The sequence below is a fragment of the Cupriavidus laharis genome (assembly GCF_914271435.1).
GTDB classification, from domain to species: domain Bacteria; phylum Pseudomonadota; class Gammaproteobacteria; order Burkholderiales; family Burkholderiaceae; genus Cupriavidus; species Cupriavidus laharis.
In genome coordinates, this window is record NZ_CAJZAI010000005.1 from 19,762 (window position 1) to 41,316 (window position 21,555).

22 protein-coding genes and 1 pseudogene are annotated in these 21,555 nt (G+C 59.9%); 6 read left to right on the forward strand and 17 right to left on the reverse strand.

Annotation, left to right across the window (positions count from 1 at the left end; all coding sequences use genetic code 11):
- Positions 1 to 135 precede the first annotated feature (135 nt).
- Positions 136 to 2,631: an EAL domain-containing protein gene (locus LDO29_RS12295; RefSeq protein ID WP_224080068.1), complete on the forward strand. Its 2,496-nt coding sequence runs from the start codon at positions 136 to 138 to the stop codon at positions 2,629 to 2,631.
- Positions 2,632 to 2,653: 22 nt separating this feature from the next.
- On the opposite strand, the gene LDO29_RS12300 is transcribed toward LDO29_RS12295, so the two are convergent.
- Genes LDO29_RS12300 through LDO29_RS12320 form a run of 5 tightly spaced genes read right to left on the reverse strand, consistent with a single transcriptional unit; the run spans position 2,654 to position 5,054 of the window.
- Complete coding sequence (locus tag LDO29_RS12300; protein ID WP_224080069.1) at positions 2,654 to 3,199, reverse strand: hypothetical protein; 546 nt, start codon at positions 3,197 to 3,199, stop codon at positions 2,654 to 2,656.
- Positions 3,200 to 3,253: 54 nt separating this feature from the next.
- A complete protein-coding gene (locus LDO29_RS12305; RefSeq protein WP_224080070.1) occupies positions 3,254 to 3,577 on the reverse strand; it encodes a hypothetical protein in 324 nt (107 codons plus the stop codon).
- Entirely contained in the window at positions 3,574 to 4,269 is a 696-nt protein-coding gene (locus LDO29_RS12310; RefSeq protein WP_224080071.1) for a thioesterase domain-containing protein, read from the reverse strand. The genes LDO29_RS12305 and LDO29_RS12310 overlap by 4 nt, the downstream gene beginning before the upstream one ends.
- A gap of 3 nt (positions 4,270 to 4,272) precedes the next feature.
- Entirely contained in the window at positions 4,273 to 4,824 is a 552-nt protein-coding gene (locus tag LDO29_RS12315; protein ID WP_224080072.1) for a PAAR domain-containing protein, read from the reverse strand.
- Entirely contained in the window at positions 4,824 to 5,054 is a 231-nt protein-coding gene (locus LDO29_RS12320) for a hypothetical protein (RefSeq protein WP_224080073.1), read from the reverse strand. The genes LDO29_RS12315 and LDO29_RS12320 overlap by 1 nt, the downstream gene beginning before the upstream one ends.
- A 993-nt stretch (positions 5,055 to 6,047) precedes the next feature.
- Between LDO29_RS12320 and LDO29_RS12325 the strand changes: the two genes are divergently transcribed.
- Positions 6,048 to 7,823, forward strand: a complete 1,776-nt coding sequence (locus tag LDO29_RS12325) for an SWIM zinc finger family protein (protein WP_224080074.1) — start codon at positions 6,048 to 6,050, stop codon at positions 7,821 to 7,823.
- A 57-nt stretch (positions 7,824 to 7,880) separates the two neighbouring features.
- Here LDO29_RS12325 and LDO29_RS12330 read toward each other — a convergent pair whose 3' ends face one another.
- The 4 genes and pseudogenes from LDO29_RS12330 to LDO29_RS12345 all read right to left on the reverse strand — a co-directional run bounded on the left by LDO29_RS12330 (position 7,881) and on the right by LDO29_RS12345 (position 10,030).
- The gene (locus LDO29_RS12330) at positions 7,881 to 8,318 is read right to left on the reverse strand and encodes a DUF29 domain-containing protein (RefSeq protein WP_224080075.1); all 438 of its coding nucleotides are present in this window, start codon (positions 8,316 to 8,318) and stop codon (positions 7,881 to 7,883) included.
- A gap of 50 nt (positions 8,319 to 8,368) precedes the next feature.
- Positions 8,369 to 8,602, reverse strand: coding sequence for a hypothetical protein (locus LDO29_RS12335; protein WP_224080076.1), 234 nt, complete (start codon positions 8,600 to 8,602; stop codon positions 8,369 to 8,371).
- Between the two features lie 38 nt (positions 8,603 to 8,640).
- Positions 8,641 to 8,840 (reverse strand): annotated as a pseudogene (locus LDO29_RS12340) (IS30 family transposase); the annotation flags it as partial.
- Between the two features lie 287 nt (positions 8,841 to 9,127).
- Positions 9,128 to 10,030 carry a LysR family transcriptional regulator gene (locus LDO29_RS12345; protein ID WP_224080077.1) on the reverse strand — a complete coding sequence of 301 codons (903 nt, stop codon included), beginning with the start codon at positions 10,028 to 10,030 and terminating at the stop codon, positions 9,128 to 9,130.
- Positions 10,031 to 10,265: 235 nt separating this feature from the next.
- Between LDO29_RS12345 and LDO29_RS12350 the strand changes: the two genes are divergently transcribed.
- The 3 genes from LDO29_RS12350 to LDO29_RS12360 all read left to right on the forward strand — a co-directional run bounded on the left by LDO29_RS12350 (position 10,266) and on the right by LDO29_RS12360 (position 11,982).
- Positions 10,266 to 10,502: a type II toxin-antitoxin system Phd/YefM family antitoxin gene (locus tag LDO29_RS12350; protein WP_224080078.1), complete on the forward strand. Its 237-nt coding sequence runs from the start codon at positions 10,266 to 10,268 to the stop codon at positions 10,500 to 10,502.
- Positions 10,502 to 10,879 carry a type II toxin-antitoxin system VapC family toxin gene (locus LDO29_RS12355; RefSeq protein WP_224080079.1) on the forward strand — a complete coding sequence of 126 codons (378 nt, stop codon included), beginning with the start codon at positions 10,502 to 10,504 and terminating at the stop codon, positions 10,877 to 10,879. The genes LDO29_RS12350 and LDO29_RS12355 overlap by 1 nt, the downstream gene beginning before the upstream one ends.
- A 200-nt stretch (positions 10,880 to 11,079) precedes the next feature.
- Positions 11,080 to 11,982, forward strand: coding sequence for an aldo/keto reductase family oxidoreductase (locus LDO29_RS12360; protein ID WP_224080080.1), 903 nt, complete (start codon positions 11,080 to 11,082; stop codon positions 11,980 to 11,982).
- A 149-nt stretch (positions 11,983 to 12,131) separates the two neighbouring features.
- On the opposite strand, the gene LDO29_RS12365 is transcribed toward LDO29_RS12360, so the two are convergent.
- Positions 12,132 to 12,251 (reverse strand): DUF1484 family protein, encoded by a 120-nt coding sequence (locus LDO29_RS12365; protein ID WP_224080081.1) that lies wholly within the window; start codon positions 12,249 to 12,251, stop codon positions 12,132 to 12,134.
- 344 nt (positions 12,252 to 12,595) lie between these two features.
- On the opposite strand from LDO29_RS12365, the gene LDO29_RS12370 reads away from it, so the two are divergent.
- A complete protein-coding gene (locus LDO29_RS12370; protein ID WP_224080082.1) occupies positions 12,596 to 13,219 on the forward strand; it encodes a hypothetical protein in 624 nt (207 codons plus the stop codon).
- A gap of 393 nt (positions 13,220 to 13,612) precedes the next feature.
- On the opposite strand, the gene LDO29_RS12375 is transcribed toward LDO29_RS12370, so the two are convergent.
- The 7 genes from LDO29_RS12375 to gyrB form a co-directional block, all read right to left on the reverse strand.
- A complete protein-coding gene (locus LDO29_RS12375) occupies positions 13,613 to 13,939 on the reverse strand; it encodes a DUF1484 family protein (protein WP_224080083.1) in 327 nt (108 codons plus the stop codon).
- Between the two features lie 430 nt (positions 13,940 to 14,369).
- The gene (locus tag LDO29_RS12380) at positions 14,370 to 15,080 is read right to left on the reverse strand and encodes an HNH endonuclease signature motif containing protein (protein ID WP_224080084.1); all 711 of its coding nucleotides are present in this window, start codon (positions 15,078 to 15,080) and stop codon (positions 14,370 to 14,372) included.
- Between the two features lie 274 nt (positions 15,081 to 15,354).
- Complete coding sequence (locus LDO29_RS28345) at positions 15,355 to 15,432, reverse strand: hypothetical protein (protein WP_253074123.1); 78 nt, start codon at positions 15,430 to 15,432, stop codon at positions 15,355 to 15,357.
- A gap of 177 nt (positions 15,433 to 15,609) precedes the next feature.
- Positions 15,610 to 16,020: a very short patch repair endonuclease gene (locus LDO29_RS12390; RefSeq protein ID WP_224080085.1), complete on the reverse strand. Its 411-nt coding sequence runs from the start codon at positions 16,018 to 16,020 to the stop codon at positions 15,610 to 15,612.
- 22 nt (positions 16,021 to 16,042) lie between these two features.
- Positions 16,043 to 17,134 carry a DNA cytosine methyltransferase gene (locus LDO29_RS12395; RefSeq protein ID WP_224080086.1) on the reverse strand — a complete coding sequence of 364 codons (1,092 nt, stop codon included), beginning with the start codon at positions 17,132 to 17,134 and terminating at the stop codon, positions 16,043 to 16,045.
- Positions 17,135 to 17,188: 54 nt separating this feature from the next.
- Positions 17,189 to 18,394, reverse strand: a complete 1,206-nt coding sequence (locus tag LDO29_RS12400; protein ID WP_224080087.1) for an IS110 family RNA-guided transposase — start codon at positions 18,392 to 18,394, stop codon at positions 17,189 to 17,191.
- A gap of 586 nt (positions 18,395 to 18,980) precedes the next feature.
- Complete coding sequence (gene gyrB / locus LDO29_RS12405; RefSeq protein WP_224080088.1) at positions 18,981 to 21,506, reverse strand: DNA topoisomerase (ATP-hydrolyzing) subunit B; 2,526 nt, start codon at positions 21,504 to 21,506, stop codon at positions 18,981 to 18,983.
- Positions 21,507 to 21,555 lie beyond the last annotated feature (49 nt).

Consider the following 21,555-nt stretch of genomic DNA (forward strand, 5'->3'; position numbering starts at 1 on the left):
ATCACTGTATCCATTTGACACCATGCAAATGCCACCTTGATCTGCATCAACAGTTGTCACCCATCCCGCCTCTATGCTGGCGAGCGCCGACGGGTAGGCTGAACAACAACAAGACACAGAGAACAAGAGCGCAACATGCCGCATCAAACCTTGGATATCGAAATCCAACGTCTCGTATCGAAATCAACACTGGAGTGCGAGCCGCTGACCCCCGTCAGTGAAGTGCTCGCCAGCATGGCAAAGCGCCGCTGCAGTTCGATTGTCGTGATGGACCAGGGACATGCAGTCGGCATCTGGACAGAACGCGATGCCCTGGCGCTCGGCGACGCGGCCGACGCGCTGTCCAGGCCGATCAGCGCGCTGATGAGCCATCCGGTGCAGTCCCTGCCCGGCCGCACGCGCCTTGGCGACGCGGTCGTCCATTTCAAGAACCGGGGCATCCGTCATTGCCTGGTGGTCGATGACGACGAGCGCCCGCTCGGCATGCTCTCGCAGACCGATCTGGTCCTGGGTCACGGCGCGGAATTCTTCCTGCGCACCCGGGCAATCGACTCGATCAAGTTGTCCCGGCCTGTTGTGGTGACACCCGACACCAGCCTGCTCGACGCCATGCACACCATGCGCACCGGCGGCCTGAGCGCCATCGTCGTGCGCTACCCAGCGGCCGAGTACGGCATCCTGACCGAGCGCGATATCGTCCGGCTGGCAGCCGCCAAAGCGCTGGGCGACACCGTGGCCGAACACGCGACGCGCCCCTTGCGCGCGCTGCGGCGATCGCAAAGCCTTTACACGGCCCGCCAGACCCTGGTCGAACACCGCATCCGCCATGTCGGCATCCTCGACGACCACGGCGAACTGGCGGGTGTACTGAGCCTGGCCGACATCCTGAGCAATATCGAGTACGAGTACGTGCACGAGCTTCAGCAGGCGCTGCGCGAGCGCGATGAAGCGCTGCTGCAATCCGCCTACCACCTGAAGCTGGCCGACCGCGTGTTCGAAGCCACGCTCGACGGCGTCATGGTGACGGACCTGAACGGCGTGATCGAGCGCGTGAACCCGGCCTTCACGGAACTGACCGGCTATTCCCAGGCCGAGGCCATCGGCCAGACCCCGCGCCTGCTGAGCTCGGGAAAGCAGGGTCCCGACTTCTATCAATCGCTGTGGCGCCAGCTGCACGAGCATGGCAGCTGGCAGGGCGAGATCTGGAACCGGCGCAAGAACGGCGAGCTCTACCTGGAGTACCTGTCGATCTCCGGCATCCACAACCCCGATGGCCACTGCACGCACTACGCCGCCATCTTTTCGGACATCACCCAGCGCCGGCAGGACGAAGAGCGCCTGAACCACCTGGCGATGCACGACGCCCTCACGGCCCTGCCGAACCGTACCCTGTTCAGCGAGCGCCTGAAGCATGCCATCGCCCACGCCGAGCGTGCCGGCAGGCGGGTGGCCGTGATGTTCCTCGACCTCGACCGCTTCAAGCTGATCAACGACACCATGGGGCACGGCGTGGGCGATCACGCGCTCAAGATCATCGCGCAGCGGCTCAAGCAAGCTATTCGCGAGACGGATACCGTCGCGCGCCTGGGCGGTGACGAATTCACCGTGGTAATCGAGGACATCGAAGACATCCGCCACGTCGCGCAGATTGCCCAGAGCTTGCTGAGCGTGGTCGGGCACCCGATCGACACACACGGACAAACCGTGTTCGTGACACCGAGCATTGGCATCAGCATCTACCCCGACGACGGCACCGACCCGCAGCAGCTGCTGATGCAGGCCGACCTGGCCATGTACGAGGCCAAGGACGAAGGCAAGAACAACTTCCGCTTCTTCGCCAGGCAGATGACCGCGGCCTCCATGGAGCGCATCACGCTCGAAACCGAGTTGCGCAACGCCCTGGCGGCCGGCGAATTCCGCCTGCACTACCAGCCGGTCTATGACCTGCGCAGCGGCGAGATCGCCTGCGTGGAAGCGCTGCTGCGCTGGCAGCATCCGACACGGGACCTGCTGGGACCCGGCGCGTTCATCACCACCGCCGAGGATTCAGCCTTGATCATGCCGATCGGCGCCTGGGTACTGCGCGAAGCCTGCAGGCAGGCGCGCCTGTGGATCGAAGAGGGTTTCGCGTTCGGCCGGATATCCGTCAACCTCTCCGCGCGGCAATGCCGGCATGAGCAGTTCCTGCATGACCTGACCACCATCCTGAGCGATACCGGGTTGCCGCCGGGCAGGCTCCAGCTGGAACTGGTGGAGAGCATGGCGATGACTGGGAATGGGGTGACGGAGGCGCTGCTGGGGGAGCTTGCGCGGCGGGGGGTGAGTCTGGCTATTGATGATTTTGGGACGGGATACTCGTCGTTTACGTATTTGCAGACGTTGCCGGTGGATACGTTGAAGGTGGATCGGTCGTTTCTTGCTGGGATCGATGCGGAGCGGCGGGATAGTGCGATTCTGCGGGCGATTGTGGCTATGGCACGGTCGCTTGGGTTGACGGTGGTGGCGGAAGGGGTGGAGAACGAGGAGCAGTTGGGGTTTTTGAGGGAGATTGGGTGTGATCGGGGGCAGGGGTTTTTGTTGGGGAGGCCGGTGGGGGCTGAGGGGTTGGGGTGTGCGGGAATTGGCGGCTAACATCGAGGACTGACCGGCTCTTTCAATGTTGAGCGTCATTGAATGCTTTGAACCTCTTCACGTCTGCCACCTTGTAGAACAACTTTAGCGCGGAGCCTTTTGATGATGGGATTCGGCCTACAAAAGCCGACCTCACAAAGGCAGCACTGCCGTTTCCGTCGCTTTCCATCACGCACACATATTGATGCCCGTGCTGACGCAGCACCGCGAAGGCGGCACGGCTCGGTTCCTCAATTCTTGCTGGTCGGTACTTTCCCACAGCAGCCGCCCGCATGACGTAGCCGCGATGCTGGCCGACGAAGATATAGTCGTTGCTTCCGTGCTTACTGGTTGCATAGCCAACGGGAAGCTTGTTGCTGTCACTTGCAGGGATAAATAATTGATAGCCCGGCACAGTGACATCGTCTATCAGTTGCGCGCGCCCTTCGATCGGTGTGATGGAAATCGAGGCATCAAACGGCTTGTCAAATAGCAGGCAGCTATCGATAACCGCTTCGGGGACCTTCTGGTCGGCATGAGCCAATGCTGAAAGTGCAAAAAGGATCGGAAGGATAACGATTCGTATCATTTATATTCCTTGCATCTCCGCGCTGGCGCCTGTGCCGCGTCACGGACATTTCGATCACGCCAATCTGTGCGCGATCCAGCCGTGTGCAAACGAAAGGCCCAGCGCAAGCAACAGGAGCCCGCCGATATACGAGGCGACCAAACGGCGCCGACAGGGATGTCGGTGGGTGAATGCTATAAGGAGCATGAGCATCCCCAACAAGAGCAATGGCGTGGCGATAGCCAGGGTGGCACCCAGATAGACAACAGGCGCGCCGGTATACAGATCGCCCCGCTGGAACGGCGTCAGAAGAATGGCGATTGCGTAACCAACTCCATCCAACGCCAGCAGGCAAGCCACAAGATCGACGTATCGGACGAGCCGCGGTTTGACGCTCATCTCAAACCCTCGGATGCCAGGCGCTGAGCGAGGTTCGCCCAGCGTTGCGGACTGTCTTTGACGACGTGCGCATAATAGAAATGGCCCTCGCCCTTTCCTGCAGCCATTTGCGCTCCCAGCAGTGGCGCAGACGCGAGGAGCTCAGCCCACGACATGCCCGCGTGGATCGGATCGCCAAATTGGGTCAAATTAATCACCACCAGCTTTCGTATGCTCTTGTGTTGTCGAAGACCGGAAAGAAAATCCTTGTCTATCGGTGAACCTACAAGCACGAGATGGTCAACAACGTGTCCGGCGCGTGCGTAGGACCATGCCGTCTGTGCCGCCAGCAGAGAACCATAGCTATATCCGATGAGGTTGAATTGTGGCGCCTCTGCAGCCATGCCGCTCGTGATTGTCCACTCGCTATCGTCACGATACCGCACGCTAAAGCCCGATCGAATCGCATCCAGTATGGTTCCAGCTGGCTTGAGCGCATCCGGCAAACCCGCGGTCGCCGAGTTCGTCAGGCCGGCAAAACAGTACGCCATGCCGGCCTCGCGAAACGCTGCCAGCTGTGGCTGTACATAGGCACCATCAAGACCAGCGCCGCCCCAATAGAGCGTTCCACGTGGACGCAGCAGATAGACCTTAACCGGCTCCCTATCCTCGATCGACGTCAACCGGACATTTACCGTCTTCACAGGTCGCATAGCCTAAGCATCCTCACCGAAGATTTCAAACGTAACCAGGTCCGCACCATCGCCCATGACCCGGTTTGTAAAGCCGCTGCCATCCGTACGACCTTCGTAGCTTCCGGCTGGCCCAATCAGACGGTATTTCCGGCTGACCAATGGCGCACCGGTACCCTCGTCGAGCAACTGGACCCGTTGATCGTATTGATGGCTATTGCTGCGAACTAGCTGCCCAGCCGTTGCAACCTCCGATTCCGAATTCGCTTCGCCGGCAGCACCGGATCTATTCACCTCAATGGTGAAGTCGCTCTGCGAGGGCTGGACAACCGGCCTTTTGGCGCACTTGCAATAGACGCGCGCACCGCTCACCAGAATTTGCTTCCCATGTAGACCGAAGGCGGGATAGCAGTCATTCATCACCGGGCCGCCAGCCTTGCAAGCCGGACAGGTTGCGTAATCGCCCTCAACACCTACCTTCACGCCATGATGGAACATGCTATCGCCGGTGGCGATGAGGATGCCTCCTGTACTGGTTGCGTCTCCGTTACGAAGTGCATAGCGAATATCTGGCATTACGGCTCCACGTCGTCAGTGTTGGAAGTGAATACTTCGATGGGGACGAAATGCCACTGCGCCGCCTCAAAGTCGTACATCGCCATCTGGTTAATGTCGCAGCCCACCGGGACCGTGCCGGGCATCGAATCGACGGCCCAAGCAACATGCTGCATCCGCTGCCGCTCATCAAGGGCCAATACCCTACTGTGGCATTCTTCGTGCGCAAACAAGCCGGCACTCTCGCGCATGCGGTCGTATGCGTGCGAGATCCTTGCCGTCGATGCGCAAATCGATAGCGATCATGCCGTCGGGCGAAACCTCCACCGTATCCATGCAACATAGCCCGACCAAGTTTCCCTTGCGCCGGGTGACCAGACGGCCATCACTGGCACCCCAGCCGCAATGCAGGAAGTAGTGAAGGTTGCCGCCGTGATCTGATATCAGCTCACGCGGATCAAACTCGTAGGCTGGAATGGCGTGGTACTGCTCGCCTGGTCTGGAGAGAAACGCACCATCAATGCAGGCATGCCTCAGTTTTCGTGGTCAAGGTATTCGCACGACACACGGCAGTAGTTTGGCGAATCTTTCCTGGGCTGATAGTGGACGAGGATATATAGGTCTGGTGATGTATGAAGAACGTGACCGCAAGGGCGACTGGTTGGAGAAAAGTTGTTCAACGGTTTCACCTCAAATAAAGGGAAATGGAGTCCGATTCGACCCTGGCGCACGGTGCGGATGTGTTGTCGTCAGAAGTATCGTGGGCGCGCTGACTCGCTTTGTACTGGTTTGCAGTCCGCCGGTGCCCACCAGGATCGCTTTTGCCATTTCCCAAGATACGGAATACACGCCGTGCATCAATAGGGATACCCTTAAAGTCATCCGCGTTTTTTGGTCCGAAATGGCGCCGCAGGGGTCTGGCACTAACTGGTGCCTTACTGGCCGGCGATGCCGTCGCGCTGATGCGATGGGGCTGTTCAATTTCGGGATCGTGCTGCCGCTGGCCATACTTAGGGCGGGGAGCTCACCTTGGCGCCATCTGCGCTTCCAGCGCCTGTGAGTCGATGTCGGCCTTCGTGCCGACGCCGTACGCAACAGCGGCAACTTGGTGAAACCTTGTTCAATCAGAAGGCCACTGTGCAAGTCGAATGGCAAGTCACGGGTGCTCGCGCGTTCGGATAGGTATCATCGTGACGGTCCGCCGTCCGTTGCGGAGTGACTTCAATGGGACGCCCCCCCTTTTCATGTCCGAAACACCAAAGCTTGCTGAAATTCTCACGCTAGACGAAATCCAGTCGCTGGCCGACGCAAAGACGTTCGCGCGCGGCCTGGCCTATTTCCATGACGGCGCCGTATCCCGTCTTGAGGAAGGCGAAGGCACTGTTCGCGCCAGCGTACGCGGCACGCGACCGTACCGGGTCGAGCTCGCCGTCGCTGATGATGGTGAACTCGCCTATGTATGCAACTGCCCCGTTGGCGATGACGGCATCTTCTGCAAGCACGCGGTATCCGTTGCACTCTCCTGGCTCGAGAACTCTGGCGAAGAGGTGTTCCATGCCGAAAAGGATACCCAGCAGAAGCCGCGCAAGAAGCGTAAGACCTATGCGGAACTGATACGCGAATACGTGGAGACGCTGGACAAGAGCGAGCTTCAGGAGCTGCTACTGGAAGCTGCAGATCTCGACCTCACGTTGCGCGACAAGCTGCTGCTCGCCGCGCGTACGGCACAGGCAACCGATCTGCCCAGCATGAAAGCTGCTGTGCGGCAGGCAACCCGGATATCCCGAGCGCTGGACTGGCGGGAAGCTGACGCATACGGAGAAGGCCTGATGTCGCTGGCAGACATGTTGCGTGAAAGGCTTGCAGGACCGCACGCGGTGCAAGTGGTGGAACTGTCGGAACTGGCGATTGCCGGTGCGGAAAACAGTCTCGGGCAGATCGACGATTCCAACGGCGGGGTGATGCCCGGCATCCTCGAACTGGCATCTGTCCATCTCGACGCATGCAAACAGACCGGCCCTGACCCTGTAAAGCTCGCGGAGCGACTCTTCCGCCTGCAGACAGAGGGGGAATGGGACACCTTCTACAACGTCTTGCCAGCGTATGAGGAACCTCTGGGCAAGAGCGGGTTGCGTCGCTACCGGCAACTGGTCAGCGAGGCGTGGGAGACTTTGCCGGTGCTTGGTCCTGCCAACGAGTTTCGACAGTCATTCGACTCGCGACGAATGAGGCTCGAGCAAGCCATGCTAGCGCTGGCGGAGCTTGACGGCGACGTCGATGCACTCATTGGAATTTGCGCCAAGGACCTGTCGAGTCCATACCGCTTTCTGCAGATAGCAGAGCTTTGCGTGAAGCACGGACGACCGGACGATGGGCTCGAGTGGGCAGAGCGCGGCCTCAAGGAATCGGGCACGAATGTGGACCCGCGCCTGCTCGACTTCTGTGTCGATGCCTATCTGCGTCGAAAGGAGTTCGACCGGGCCAACGCGCTTGCATGGCGTCGGTTCGAAATGCGACCGATGGCAGATGCGTTCCCGGCATTGATGAAGGTCGCTACGGCTACCGGCAAGCTTGATGAAGTTCGCGAGCATGCACTGGAACACCTCAGGGCGCTGATCACGAAGGAGGAGTCAACGGCACGATCGAAGCGCCATGGCTGGCAAACGCCGACGCGCACCGAACTGGTCAAAATTTTCCTCTCGGAGAACAAGAACGACGTGGCCTGGGACGCCTTCATGGGTGGCCCGACCTCGACGCAGCTCTGGCCGAGGATGGCAGCTGTTCGCGGCAAGACGCATCCCCATGACGCGATTGCGCTTTATCGACAGCTGCTTCCGGTCGCTGCAGATAGCGGCACCCGCAATGCGCGCTATGACGAGGCATTTGAAATCGTGCGCGCCATCGGCAGCCTGAGGGCAAAGATGGGGGAGCGCACGGAGTTCACCAGGGAACTGGATGAGATTCGCACGACCTATCGCGCGAAGCGCAACTTCATCAAGTTGCTGGCCACATTGTCTTGAGCTGTCCCGTAGCCAGCGCAAGACCGCCGCCACAGCTTGTCGCTGTCGGCCCCTCCGTCATTCAGGAAGGAATTCCTGCGAGAGAACGTCATCCATGGCCCACGGCAACACTTCCGGGAATACATCGAGGTCCAGGCCGGTCTCATTGCTCGCAACGCTCCTGGCCTTCGACCATACGATGTCGAGCCACGCAGCATCACCAAATTTGCCGCGCAAGCTTGGCGCTTCATTGAGAAAGTAGGCAACTTCCTTGCGCTGAGTGCGAATGGTGAACTGCCAGTTCTTGCTGCGGCGGGACGGCTGAAACTGCCACTTCAACAGATGTGCAAGCAGCACGGACATCCGACTTGCCAATTCGCGTTGCTCGCCCTTGCCCACGTCCTCGATCTCTTCGGCAATATGTTGAACGTCGATGGCCGACAGCTTGCCAGCACGCAGCAGCGCGGCCTGCTCGCTCGCCCATGCCACCACGTCCGTCTCGTAGGTAGTACCCATGACTGACTCCATCAAAAGTGACTGAATAGTAGATGCACATGTGCACCTACTCAAACTCGTTTTGCTGGCTTCCCGATGGTCTTCCTGGCATGGTTGATCACCGCATCCGGGCAATTGCGTCGCCGCGCGCTGTCCGGTGCTGCCAGATACGACTTCCAGGTGGACAGGGAAATCGGAAAGGCTTGGCCCTTGTTGACCAACGCCAGCGCTTCGGCCTGGGTAATTCCGGCTTGCTCGATCAGGGCGCGTAGCACCGCGCCGTTATCCTCTTTGACTTCGCTCATAACGCCGCGTCCAGGTGCACTTGTGCACCTAGAGTAGCACAAGCGTACACGCGCACGCCGGTAGCTGCGCCGAAATCGGCGAGCCGGGCCATCTCGCGATCCTGGTCGCAGGTCAGCGTCTGAGCGATTGCAGCCTGGCCGTGCAACCGGCCAAGGCCGAATCCGCAATCGCGTCGGGCATCCTGATCAGCAACACGGCGCGGCTAATGCGCTCGACCAGCGCGCCCACGGCTGATCTGCGTGAAATCGGATGCGACTGGCTGCAAGGTTTTCTGCTATTGAGCTTTTCCTATTTCGCGACAAATCAAAATGACCACTGTCATTCCCGCGCAGGCGGGAATCCAGCGTCTTTGAAGTCCCCCGAAAGGGGGACAAAAAGTCACTGGGTCCCCGCCTGCGCGGGGACGACGAATATTTGGGCGTTGTCGTGAATTATGGAAAGCTCAATAGTGCGGCCTGTAGCTACAGCGCGCGAGAATGGAGGTGGCAGAGATTGCCAGACGCCCTGGCTGCCAGCCAAGGCGCTCAACCCTGCTCTCCCTTTGCCTTCAAAAAATCCACAAACGCCCGCAACGGCGCCGGCAAATGCCTTCGCCCCGGATAGTAAAGAAACGGCCCTGCGAACCGCTGCCACCAAGGCTCAAGAATCGGCTCCAGCGCCCCGTTTTCGAGATATGGCCGCAGCTTCCCCTCGAAGATGTGGATCACCCCAACCCCAGCCAGCGCCGCACTGATCGCCAGGTCAATCGACGCAGCAGGCCGGATCAGCAACCGGTGCGGCGGATCCAGCCGCAACGCCTCCCCATCGCGCTCGAACACCCACGGCGGCGTCGCGCCGCTGGCGAACTGTCCGCGCAGGCAGACGTGCGAGAGCAGATCGCGCGGATGCTCCAGCCTGCCGTGCTTGTCGAGATAGCCAGGCGTTGCCGCCGTCGCGAAGCATTGCACGCGTGGCCCGATCGGGATGGCGACCATGTCCTGCTCAAGCCGCTCCTCGTAGCGGATGCCTGCGTCGCAGCCGATGGCCAGCACGTCGACGAACCCATCCTCGACCACGACCTCTACGCGGATGTCGGGGTAGGCCTCCAGGAACGGCGGGAGGATGGCTGGCAACACCGTCCACGCGGCGCTCGACGGCACGTTCAGCTTGAGCGTGCCGGATGGCTTGTCGCGGAAGGCGTTCAGGACGTCCAGCGCGGACTCCATCTCGCTGAACAGCGGCGTGAGCCGCTCGAGCAGGCGCAGCCCCGCTTCGGTCGGGGCGACGCTGCGCGTGGTGCGGTTGAGCAGGCGCAGGCCCAGCTTCGCCTCCAGGCGGCGCACGGCGATGCTGAGGCTCGACGCCGAGACACCGCTGATCCGCGCCGCATCCCGAAAGCCCCCGGCGCGGGCCACCGACACGAACGCGGCCAGATCGTTGAATTCCATGCCAGTGTTCAAAATTTGAAACAACTTACTCAGCCTAGCCAGGAAAATGAAACAGTGCAAACGCTGCACGATACTGGCGCCAACCTTCATCAAGGATGGGCGTGGCCTCAGGACGCGATTCACCGCCCGGCACCTCGGCACGAACACCGGCGCTGTTTCCCCCGTTCGGCTGCCATCTGCCTTGACCAGCCGCTGACAATCGGACTAAGATGGACTAAGTCCATCAGGAGCGATCATGCATACTGTCAATATCCACGACGCCAAGACGAACTTTTCCCGTTTGGTTGATGCCGCGTCAGGAGGAGAAGAAATCATCATCGCGAAGGCCGGTAAGCCAGCCGCCCGGCTGGTGCCAATGGAGCGAGTCAAGGTGGCCCGCCGGTTCGGTGTCTTGAAGGGAAAGATCCGCGTTGCGGACGATTTCGACGCCCCGCTGCCAGATGATGTGATTGCAGAATTTGAAGGTCGTTGATGCGCTTGCTTCTCGATACGCATATCTACCTGTGGGCCGTGGCTGACGATCGCAAGTTGTCAAAAGCCGCGCGCAAGATTATTTCCGACGCCGATGAGGTCTTCGTCAGCAGCGCAAGCATTTGGGAAGCGTCGATCAAGGCAGGTCTGGGTAAGCTGGACGCCAATGTGACCGAGCTTGTTTCCGCAATCGAAACCAGTGGATTCACAGAACTCCCTGTCCGCGCGGCACATGCGGCCCTGGTCCGCAACCTGCCGGATATTCATCGCGACCCGTTTGATCGATTGCTGATCGCTCAGGCCATGCATGAGCCGCTTCGACTGCTCACTGCGGATGGCCATCTGGCGGCTTATACCAATCTCGTTGAAACGGTGTAGAGGTACGTATGCCGCAGGTGCCCTTGCCGGCCAACCGCTGAGCACCTCTTCGGACACATCGCGGCCCACCACACGAACACAACAAAGCCGTTGTATGCTGGCGCTGTTCAATTTTTGAAACAGCCCATTCAATCCAGATCGGATTATCAAACAGTGCAAGCCTGACCATACTGGCGCCAACCTTCCTCAAGGAGAGCGCCATGTCCCCCACATCCCAACCTCGCCGCCCCGCCACCACCTACACCCTTGCCGGCCGCACCGTGAACCGCATGGGCTACGGCGCCATGCAGCTCGCCGGGCCCGGCGTGTTCGGCCCGCCGAAGGATCGTGACGCAGCGATCGCCGTGCTACGCGAAGCCGTCGCGTCCGGCGTCAACCACATCGATACGAGTGATTTCTACGGCCCGCACATCACCAACCAGCTCATCCGCGAAGCCCTCCATCCGTACCCCGATGACCTGGTGATCGTCACCAAGGTAGGCGCCCGCCGCGGCGAAGACGCCTCGTGGCTGCCGGCGCTTGAGCCGGAGGCCATCCGGCAAGCGGTCCATGACAACCTGCGCAATCTGGGGGTGGAGGTGCTGGATGTCGTCAACCTGCGGCTCATGGGGGATATCCATGCGCCGACGGAAGGCTCGATCGAAAGGGAGGTCACTGCGCTGGCCGAGCTGCAAAGGCAGGGGCTGGTTCGCCACATCGGGCTGAGCAACGTGACGTCGGCGCAGGTGGCGCAGGCGCAGAAGATTGCGCCAGTTGTCTGTGTGCAGAACCAGTACAACCTGGTGCAGCGTGGCGATGATGCGCTGGTGGATGAACTGGCGGAGAAGGGGATTGCGTACGTGCCGTTCTTTCCGCTTGGCGGGTTCACGCCGATTCAGTCGGCGGGGTTGTCAAAGGTGGCGGAAAGGATCGGAGCGACGGCGATGCAGGTGGCGCTGGCCTGGTTGCTGCATCGGGCGCCGAATGTGTTGTTGATCCCGGGGACTTCGTCGGTGGGGCATTTGAGGGAGAACTTGAGGGCGGGGGAGATTGTGTTGACGGATGATGTGCTGGCGGAGCTGGATGCGATTGGAGGCGCAACGCGCGGGCATGCGGTTGCGTGAGTCCGTCGCAGCGATCAGCGGCTGGGACTTGAGGGAAGACTGAGGCTTCAGCTTGCAGCACGACACCGGTGCCAGAACCAGAACGGCGCGAGATCAATTGTCTCGCGCCGGTTTGCTTTCAGGCCCGCTGTGAGCGGGCCTGTCCCTCGTCAGACTAGCGACTGCAGGCGGTCGGCGTTCTGGTCGATCTGCTGCTTGAGCGGCAAGAGCAGGGCGTGGAGGCCCGTGCAATCGGGGATGTCGTCGCTCTGCAGGGTGGTGCTCTGCATAGCGACCTCTGTGTGTAAGCAATAGAGGCTCGCCGTCCGCTGTCATCGAGTGGGCGAGCACGAGGCAGGAAGACAGACCGGCACGTACCGCCGGCGAGCCTGAAGGCTCTCCCTCCGCGGCTCGCGCATAGAGGCATACGTAGGCGAAAGACGAGAACTTACCGCTTCGCTGCTCGTCCGGCGTTCGTGGCTCAGGCTGCCAGTAGATGAGGCAACACAGAGCAATGCGTCTGGTTGAAAGCCCGGTTCGAACATCTTGCCGAGGTGATGTGTCTCCCCCAGTAAACATTGTCCTGCGGGGTGCCGATATAGTAGGACATCTCTTTATAAGCAAAAAATTGAAAATGGATATCACAACCGATAAAAAAAAAATTCTGTACAAATCTTCAAAAATGCCTCATAAAAAATGGGCTGTAGTACTGCAGTGGCCTATTATTTCAGCGACACTTGCCTTGGTCGGAAGCCTTCTTGGAAGTGTACTGGGCCAATTGGTGAATGCATCCACGGAGGCGGACAAAGTGATTCGCGTCAAGCTGGAAGATGCATATCACAGTGCAGTTTCCCTTCCGGAATTTGCGACAGATTTCCATATGGCTGCTTTTGGACCTATGACTCCGCAGAACTTCAGTCTTGCAGCCAATCGGTACGATGCTGCAAGACTGAGGTTTTCGGAACGGGTTTCCAAGATTGTAGAGGTGAGGGATCTGTACGAGCCTCGTATCAGCGAAGCTGCAGGCAACGTTGTTACGTGCGCCCATGAATTTGGCAGAATTGTGGGCGATTTATTTCTTATAGAAGCCGAACAATATGGGCAACTAGTGATTCACCCCAAGTCATACTCGAACCCTGCGCTACCTCTGACTCGGGCCGAAGTAATTGGCGTGGCAGTAAAAAAGAGGCTTGACTGCGAGCGCTTTGACGAGAACTTAAAGCGGGCCATTTCTTCGGCAATGAAACACCATCTGTAAATAGGGGCGAGGTGCATTACGCTGGTCGGAAGGCCCTGACGACCGTGCGCAAGGCAAGAAGGGGGGTATGTAGGCCATAGCATCACATTGGGCTAGAAGCGGGGGGCATTGCTGGCCGGAGACGCCCTCGCCCCGGTGCCGATGGGCTGTTCCAATTCCAGATAGTGCTTGTCGGCCGAGGTCGAGTAGCTGCCAGGACTTGGGCCTACTATGCCGGGAGGCTGATATCACATTGTCGTGATGACCTACTTTGCGGCAATCAGTGGCTGTGTCTTGCTGGAGTAATAGGGCTTCGGATTGCAGCACTTCAAGATGCCACAACGAGAGCGACGCAGGGCCAGCAGGCTCGCGCCGTTTTACTTTCAGGCCCGCTGTGAGCGGGCCTGCCCCCCGTCAGACAAGCGTCTGCAGGCGGTCGGCGTTCTGGTCGATCTGCTGCTTGAGCGGCAGGAGCAGGGCGTGGAGGCCCGTGCAATCGGGGATGTCGTCGCTCTGCAGGTCCAGCAGAGTCAGGACGGAACGGAGGCCGGCGCTGACGCGCAGGAGGTCGTCGCTGGTTTCGAGGATGTGGTCTTCGAGGGTGACGGGAGTGCTGGGTGGGGGCAGGGTGGTTTTGGCGAGGCGGCGGGCCAGGGCGCGGTCGGCTTTGGCTAGGTTTTGGGCTAGTTGGGCTTGTTTTTGGGCGAGGGTGGGATCTTGGGGAGTTGGGATGATGGGCATTGAAACCTCCGTTCACAAGTAATGGAGGCTCGCCGTCCGCTGTCAACCGGGTGGGCGAGCACGTGGCAGGGTTGACAGACCGGCAATGCACGAACCGGCGAGCCCGAAGGCTCCCCCGCCACGGCTCGCCCGTAGAGGCGTGCATAGGCGAATGACGAGAGAATAGCGCTTCGCTGCTCGTCAGATGGCATTGAATAGGCTGTCAAACCTGGTCGACCATTGTTTTGGCGACGCTGTAAGTCTCCATGCTCACCTGTCGGCTGGGAATGGGCGAAGTCTCAAGTTTTGGGCGTGAGCATCGTGGCTATCGACGTCGCCAGCGTCAATGATCTTGCCGCTAATCCACCGGGGAGGAGGAGAGGGAGCCCGACGTGAACCGCATGGCCTACGGCACCATGCGGATCGCCGGGCATAGCGGGAATGGCCCAACTCAGGAATTTGGATCTGACTCCAACTGTTCAGCGACGTTCGGCAGCGTATCCATGCGATGAGCGAATACATGCAATTCGTGCAGGCGATCAGGATAGAGCCGGCCTAGCATGCCAATCAGGTGATCACGAACTGAAGCCCTGTCCTTTGCAAAGTGAGCCCGTCGGTGATCGTTCGAGCAAATCGCGACCACATTCCAAATAGCATCCGGGCCACCGCAATTCAGCGGCACAACGTGATGCACCTCTAGGTAATAGCCGGCATCTGTTACGAAGCCTAGCTCGCCGCAGGCTTCACAACGGCCGTCACCAGCCCTGCGCTTCGCGTCGCGTACAACCTCTGGATCACGGTCGAAAACCTTGGTCTGCGAGGTCTTCCAGCTCGGCGCTGTTGCAGCTTGGGTCGTAGCTTGTGGCATTTGCCTGGCCACGGACTCGCGATGCTCCAGCAAATTGCGAATGCGGTCGCCGACGTTGGCACCAACGTTTGCTGCGGGTTTCAATCCGGGAAGCCACTCCTTCCCCATCTCGGCGAGCACTGCCGAGACATTCTGCATCCGATATTCAAATGCCTTTTCGGTGCGCTCGAATGTCTTGCTGAGGGCGCGGTAAATCTCACGCTTGTTGTACGACCGTCCTTCGTCGTGACAGGCCATCATTTCCTTGTACGCGTCAACGGCCGCCGCCAACTCTGCGTCGCTCCAGTTCTTCATGCGTCTACCCGAGAATGTTCTTTAGTTGTTCTCGGAATATTCGCACACTCGCCGGAAGATTGGTGTGCTAGACGACCTCTCAGCCGAAATTGTGCTCTGTTCCGCCGAGCCAGACTGTGAGGTCTAACGACGTCGATGTGGAACAGCGGACAACTTTGTTGGAGGATCACGGCCTCTGGCAGCAGAGCCTCTCGGTGCCAAAACGAGGACGGCGCGAGGCCAGTTGGCTAGCGCCGGTTTGACTTCAGTCCGCCGTGAGCGGGCCTGTCCCCCCTTAGACCGACGCCTGCTGCGAGTCGGCGTTCTGGTCGATCTGCTGCTTGAACGGCAAGTGCAGTGTGTGGAGGCCCATGCAATCGGGAATGTCGTCGCTCCGCCGCTCCAGCACGGTCAGGATCGAACGGAGGATGAGCGCTGATGCTCAAGAGGTCGTCGCCGGTTTCGAGGATGTGGTCTTCGACGGTGGCCGGGGTACTGGGTGGGGGCGTTGTAGTTCCGGCGAGGCGATAGACGTCCCGGCTCGTCGTGGTCACGCTCTCAGGCCGAACCAGCGTCCGAGGCGTCTGCGAAGCGTCCGGGTATCTCTCACCTCACACTCCCAGACAATGAGCACTCGCCAGCCGAGAGCGCGTAATGCGTTGACTTGCTCGGCGTCCCGGGCCTTGTTCCGATCAAGTTTGGGTAGCCAAAAATCGGTATTCGATGTGGGCGCCCGTCCTCTTGGACAGCTATGTCCATGCCAAAAACAGCCGTGCACCAAAACAACGGCCCGATGACGGGGCAGGACGATGTCCGGTGTCCCAGGAAGCTCGCTACGGTGGAGCCTGAAGCGAAGGCCCATTGAATGGAGCAGCTTTCGCACGGCAAGCTCGGGAGCGGTGTCGCGGCTGCGGACTGCCGCCATGTTGCTGCTTCGCTGATGAGCAGAGACCTTATCCAAATCGTCTCAAAGCCGGTGCCTCTCAATCGGCCCGTGCCAGCCCCTTCGTTGGATTGCGCTTGTATTCGAGCAAACCCTTCTTCAAAGCGCCCGCGTGCGCAGCGATGAATGGCGGCGGAAGCGCATTGCCAATCATTAGCGCAATTGCCTCCTTCCCGTGGTTCACGTCAAACTTATAGCTTCTCGGGAAGCCTTGGAGTACCGCCGCTTCGCGTAGCGTAATGGTGCGATTGAGTGACGGATGTAGGAATCGGCCCTTAGACGGGTTGTGGCAACCACTCGTGATGGTCGGAGACACTTCGTTCCAGGCCATGCGTCCGTAAACATCATGGAAGCCTTTAATTCGCTTGTGACACTCCAGTTGGTGCTCCTCGCCCAAGTCTGAACGACTTCCGCCATCTTTCGGAATTAGCGCAATGAGTTCTCTCACGGCTTGGGATCGGTTTTCCGGAAGCGAGTGAAGTTTGTCTCGCGACGTTGATGGAGCGCCGATGCCTTTGAACGCCTTCCGTACTGTAACCCGCTCCGTCGAAGGAGATGCAAATTCCGGCTCATGCACTCGGGAGGCCAGCATAATGAGCCGCTTACGGCGTTGGGGTACTTCATAGTCCGCCGTATCGAGTACCTGAACCACCGCCTTATAGCCTAGTTTGGCAAGCTGATTGCGCATCTTCGTAAAGCGCTGGTCTCGCCCCAGAGCCGGTACATTCTCCAACATCACGGTCTTTGGGTTCATCACTCGGACAAACCTGAGAAAGTCAGCGACCAGGTTGTTCCGTTCGTCCTTCACGTATGTACGCTGGTTACGGGTGCGCAGCCTAGAAAAGCCCTGGCAAGGAGGACAGCCTGCAAGCAGGTCCAAGTCTCCGGGTTCCAACCCAATCTCCTCAAGAATTTCTGCGGGGTCGAGTTTGCGGATGTCCTCTGAGTACAAACGAACATCCTTGTGATTCAACTTATAAGTCGTCTGTGCCTTATCGTTGATTTCGACGGCCGCCTTTACTGTGAAGCCAGCATCCTTCAGACCGCGACTGAGTCCGCCGCACCCGCTGAATAAATCAACAGCAGTGAGCTTCGCTTTGGTTGTTGATTGGGCAGCGATGGGAGGGGACATTTCGAGCACGATCGGCAAAGTATAAAGTGTAGTAACGTGCCCCTATGTGTTTCGTCAAGCATTTGAGCCGGATTTCGGCTGATAGAAGGTGCCGTCGCGCAACATGGCGAACAGCACATCACAGCGTCTTCTGGCCAGGGCGATGAGCGCCTGATTGTGGCGCTTTCCTTGCTGAATCTTGCGAGCGTAGTAGCCCCTCGAGATCGGGTCTCGCAAGGCGGCAAAGGCTGAGAGGAACAGCGCTCTCTTGAGCACCTTGTTGCCTCGTCTGGACGGGTGTTCGCCGCGAATGGACGAGCCTGAGCGCCGGGTGACCGGCGCAAGGCCGGCGTAGGCTGCGAGATGTGCGGCCGAAGCGAAGGCTTTGTGCGCGACCTCAGTGAGGAGCCTGGCGGCGGTCCTGACGCCGACTCCCGGCATGCTGGTCAGGACCGGCCAAAGAGGGTGTTCATGTACCAACCGTTCTACTTCGCTGGCGACCTCGTCGCGTTGTTTGCGTAAGGCGGCGAGCTGCTGGGCTAGGCGCGGCATGACGATAGTGGCTGCCTGCGTGCCGGGCACGACGACAGCCTGTTCACTGAGCGCCTGAACGATTTCGGCAGCGAGGCTCTTGCCCATACGCGGCGCGAGCTTGGTCAGGCGGTTGGCGAGTGTCTTCTCGCTGGTTGCAGCAAGCTCGGCGGGTGAGGGGTAGCGCTCGAGCAGATCGAGCACGGCCGGATGGTCCAGACGAGGTCCCAGAACCCGTTCCAGCGCGGGATGGATCTGAGTGAGCAGGCCGCGAATGCGGTTGCTGGTTTGGGTGATTTGGGCTGCCAGATCGTCGTCGAAGCCGCACAGCATGGTGAGCTCAGCGAGCGGCTCGTCAGCGAGTCGCAGCGAGCGCAGCGTATGCGGCATCGATCGCGCGGCCTCGGCGATGATCGCGGCATCTCGGGCATCGGTTTTGGCTTCGCCCGCGTGCAGATCGGCGATGCGGCGCATGGCCAGACCCGGCAGATAGGCGACCATGACGCCTTCGTCGCGGGCGACTGCCACCGGCAGCGCCCCAATGGTAGCGGGTTGATCAACGACGAACAGGAGTTGGCCGTGTACTTTGAGGTCGGTGATGAGTGCGCGCAGTTTGGTCTCATCGTTGGGCAGCGCTTTGTTGTACAGGCGCTTGCCGGTCCGATCGAGTGCGACAGCGTGATGATGGCCTTTGCCTACATCAACGCCGACAAACACATCGACGGAGTCATGTTGTTGGTTTTCTTGCATCGAAGGTTATGCGCATTGAGCGGGTTGGCCTGCAACAGCGGTGGCAAGTCTCGGCATCCACGTTACGGACGGCCTCAAGAACACCTTGGCCGAGCCCCTATTAGCGATCACCAGCCACCCACCAGGCCCGGTGACAACACCCCCCGGATCATGGACGACTGGGGGCGAGAATCATGCCGGGCCTGGCTGGCCAAAGCCCCAATTATCGGGGCATGAAGATAGTAACGGGGCGAGGACAAGCGCTGGCCTCGGGGGTCGAAATGCCGTGCCCATACGCCCTTCACAATGCGTCGAATGTTGGATACCTCGGGTTCGCCTCACTGGACATTCAGCGAGATCAAAGTTATCCCCAACTTTTAGAAAGTTGCTTTGAAAGCGTCCCGTCGTGACTGGCAGGTCGAACCGAGTCACAGAGAGATCTCCCAAATGAAGAAACCCTTGGACTCTCACGAGACCCAAGGGTTTAGGCGGCGAATTACGTCCTCCGGACTTGCAGATTATGACAAGATGGAATAATGGAGCCTGTTACTCAAACGCGGTAGCTTCAAATAAGTTCATTTGATTATTTTTAGCGCATACAACGCTCTCAAACATCAATATTCCTCGCCACCAACGCATTACTCTCAATAAAGTTCCTCCGCGGCTCCACCTCATCCCCCATCAGCGTAGTAAAGATCTGATCCGCCGCAATAGCATCCTCAATCTGCACCTTCAGCAGTCGCCGTTGGGTCACGTCCAGCGTCGTCTCAAACAACTGCTCCGGGTTCATCTCCCCAAGACCCTTATACCGCTGACGCGACACCCCACGTTCGGCTTCGGACAGCAACCACTGCATCGCCCCATGGAAGTCATTGACAGTCTGATCCCTCATCTTGTCCCCTTCCCCGCGCTGCACCTTGGTCCCCTCAGGCGTCAGCCCCTGGAACGTCTTGGCCGCATTGGACAGCGCCGCGTAATCCGCCCCGTGGACAAAGTCCGCGTCCATGTGCGACAGCCGCACGTTGCCATGATGACGACGCGCAATCATCAGGCGATGCTTGTCCGTCTTTTCGTCGAACTGGGCATACACATCCGCCGTGCCATCGTCGTTGACGGCAGCGCCGATCAGCGTCTTGGCATGCATCTCCGCCAGCTTGGCCTTCAGCGCCACGGCCGATGCCTCGGCCGCCGGCGCGCTGTCCAGGTCCAGCGTCACGCCATCGGCAATCGCGCGCAGCGCATCCGTATCCACGATGCGTGACAGGCGGCCGATCACGCCTTCCGTCAGCTGGTACTGCCGCGCCAGCTCGGTCAGCGCATCGCCATTGATCTCCGTGCCATCCGGGCGCACCAGCACGGCCTTTTCCATGGCCAGCTTGAGCAGGTAGGCGTTGAGCTCGACGTCGTCCTTGATGTAGCGCTCTTCCTTGCCGTGCTTGATCTTGTAGAGCGGCGGCTGGGCGATGTACACGTAGCCGCGCTCGATGATGTCGGGCATCTGGCGGTAGAAGAACGTCAGCAGCAGCGTGCGGATGTGCGAGCCGTCCACGTCCGCGTCGGTCATGATGATGATGCGGTGGTAGCGCAGCTTTTCCAGGTTGTAGTCGTCCTTGCCGATGCCGGTGCCCAGCGCGGTGATGAGCGTGAGCACTTCCTGGCTGGAGAGCATCTTGTCGAAGCGCGCGCGCTCGACGTTCAGGATCTTGCCCTTGAGCGGCAGGATGGCCTGGAACTTTCGGTCGCGCCCCTGCTTGGCGGAGCCGCCTGCGGAGTCACCCTCCACCAGGAAGAGTTCGGACTGGGCCGGGTCTTTTTCCTGGCAGTCGGCCAGCTTGCCGGGCAGGCCCATGCCGTCCATGACACCCTTGCGGCGAGTCATTTCGCGGGCCTTGCGGGCGGCTTCGCGCGCGCGGGCGGCGTCGACGATCTTGCTGCAGATGATCTTGGCGTCGTTGGGCGTTTCCAGCAGGAAGTCGGTCAGCGCCTTGCTGACCAGCTCTTCCACGGGCAGGCGCACTTCAGACGAGACGAGCTTGTCCTTGGTCTGCGAGCTGAACTTGGGCTCGGGCACCTTGACGGACAGCACGCAGGCCAGGCCTTCGCGCATGTCGTCGCCGCTGGTTTCCACCTTGGCCTTCTTGGCGATCTCGTTTTCTTCGATGTACTTGTTGATGACGCGGGTCATCGCGGCGCGCAGGCCGGTCAGGTGGGTGCCGCCATCCCGCTGGGGGATGTTGTTGGTGAAGCAGAGCACCTGCTCGTTGTAGCCGTCGTTCCACTGCATCGACACTTCCACGGCGATGCCGTCTTTCTCGGCATTCGCGTAGAAGATGGTGGGGTGCAGAACAGTCTTGGCGCGGTTGATGTACTCGACGAAACCCTTCACGCCGCCGGAGAAGGCAAAGTCTTCTTCCTTGCCGGTGCGCTGGTCGACCAGCTTGATGTGAACGCCGTTGTTCAGGAACGAGAGTTCACGAATCCGCTTCGACAGGATTTCGTAGTGGAACTCGACGTTGGTGAAGATTTCCTCATCCGCCAGGAAGTGCACTTCGGTGCCGCGCTTGTCGGTATCGCCGGTGATCTTCATCGGGGACACTTCGACCGGCTGGCCGTCCGGGCCGTTGACGGTTTCGACGATGCGGTTCTGCACGTCCCCCTTGGCGAATTCGATCAGGTGGACCTTGCCGTCACGGCGCACGGTCAGGCGCAGCCACTTGGACAGCGCGTTCACGCACGACACACCCACGCCGTGCAGGCCGCCGGACACCTTGTAGCTGTTCTGGTTGAACTTGCCGCCGGCGTGCAGCTCGGTCATGGCGATTTCCGCCGCGCTGCGCTTGGGTTCGTGCTTGTCGTCGAACTTGACCAGGGGCGGGATGCCGCGGCCGTTGTCGACGATGGAGATCGAGTTGTCGCTGTGGATGGTGACCGTGATCTCGGTGCAGTAGCCGGCCAGCGCTTCGTCGATGGAGTTGTCCAGCACCTCGAAGACGAGGTGATGCAGGCCGGTGCCGTCCGAGGTATCACCGATGTACATGCCCGGACGCTTGCGTACCGCCTCCAGGCCTTCCAGGATCTGGATCGAAGAGGCTCCGTAGGAGTTTTCCTGTTGCGGGTTCTGCTGTTCGGTCATGTTTTCCTACTCACGGCAAATGCGGAATCCGGCCACGGCGGCACATTGG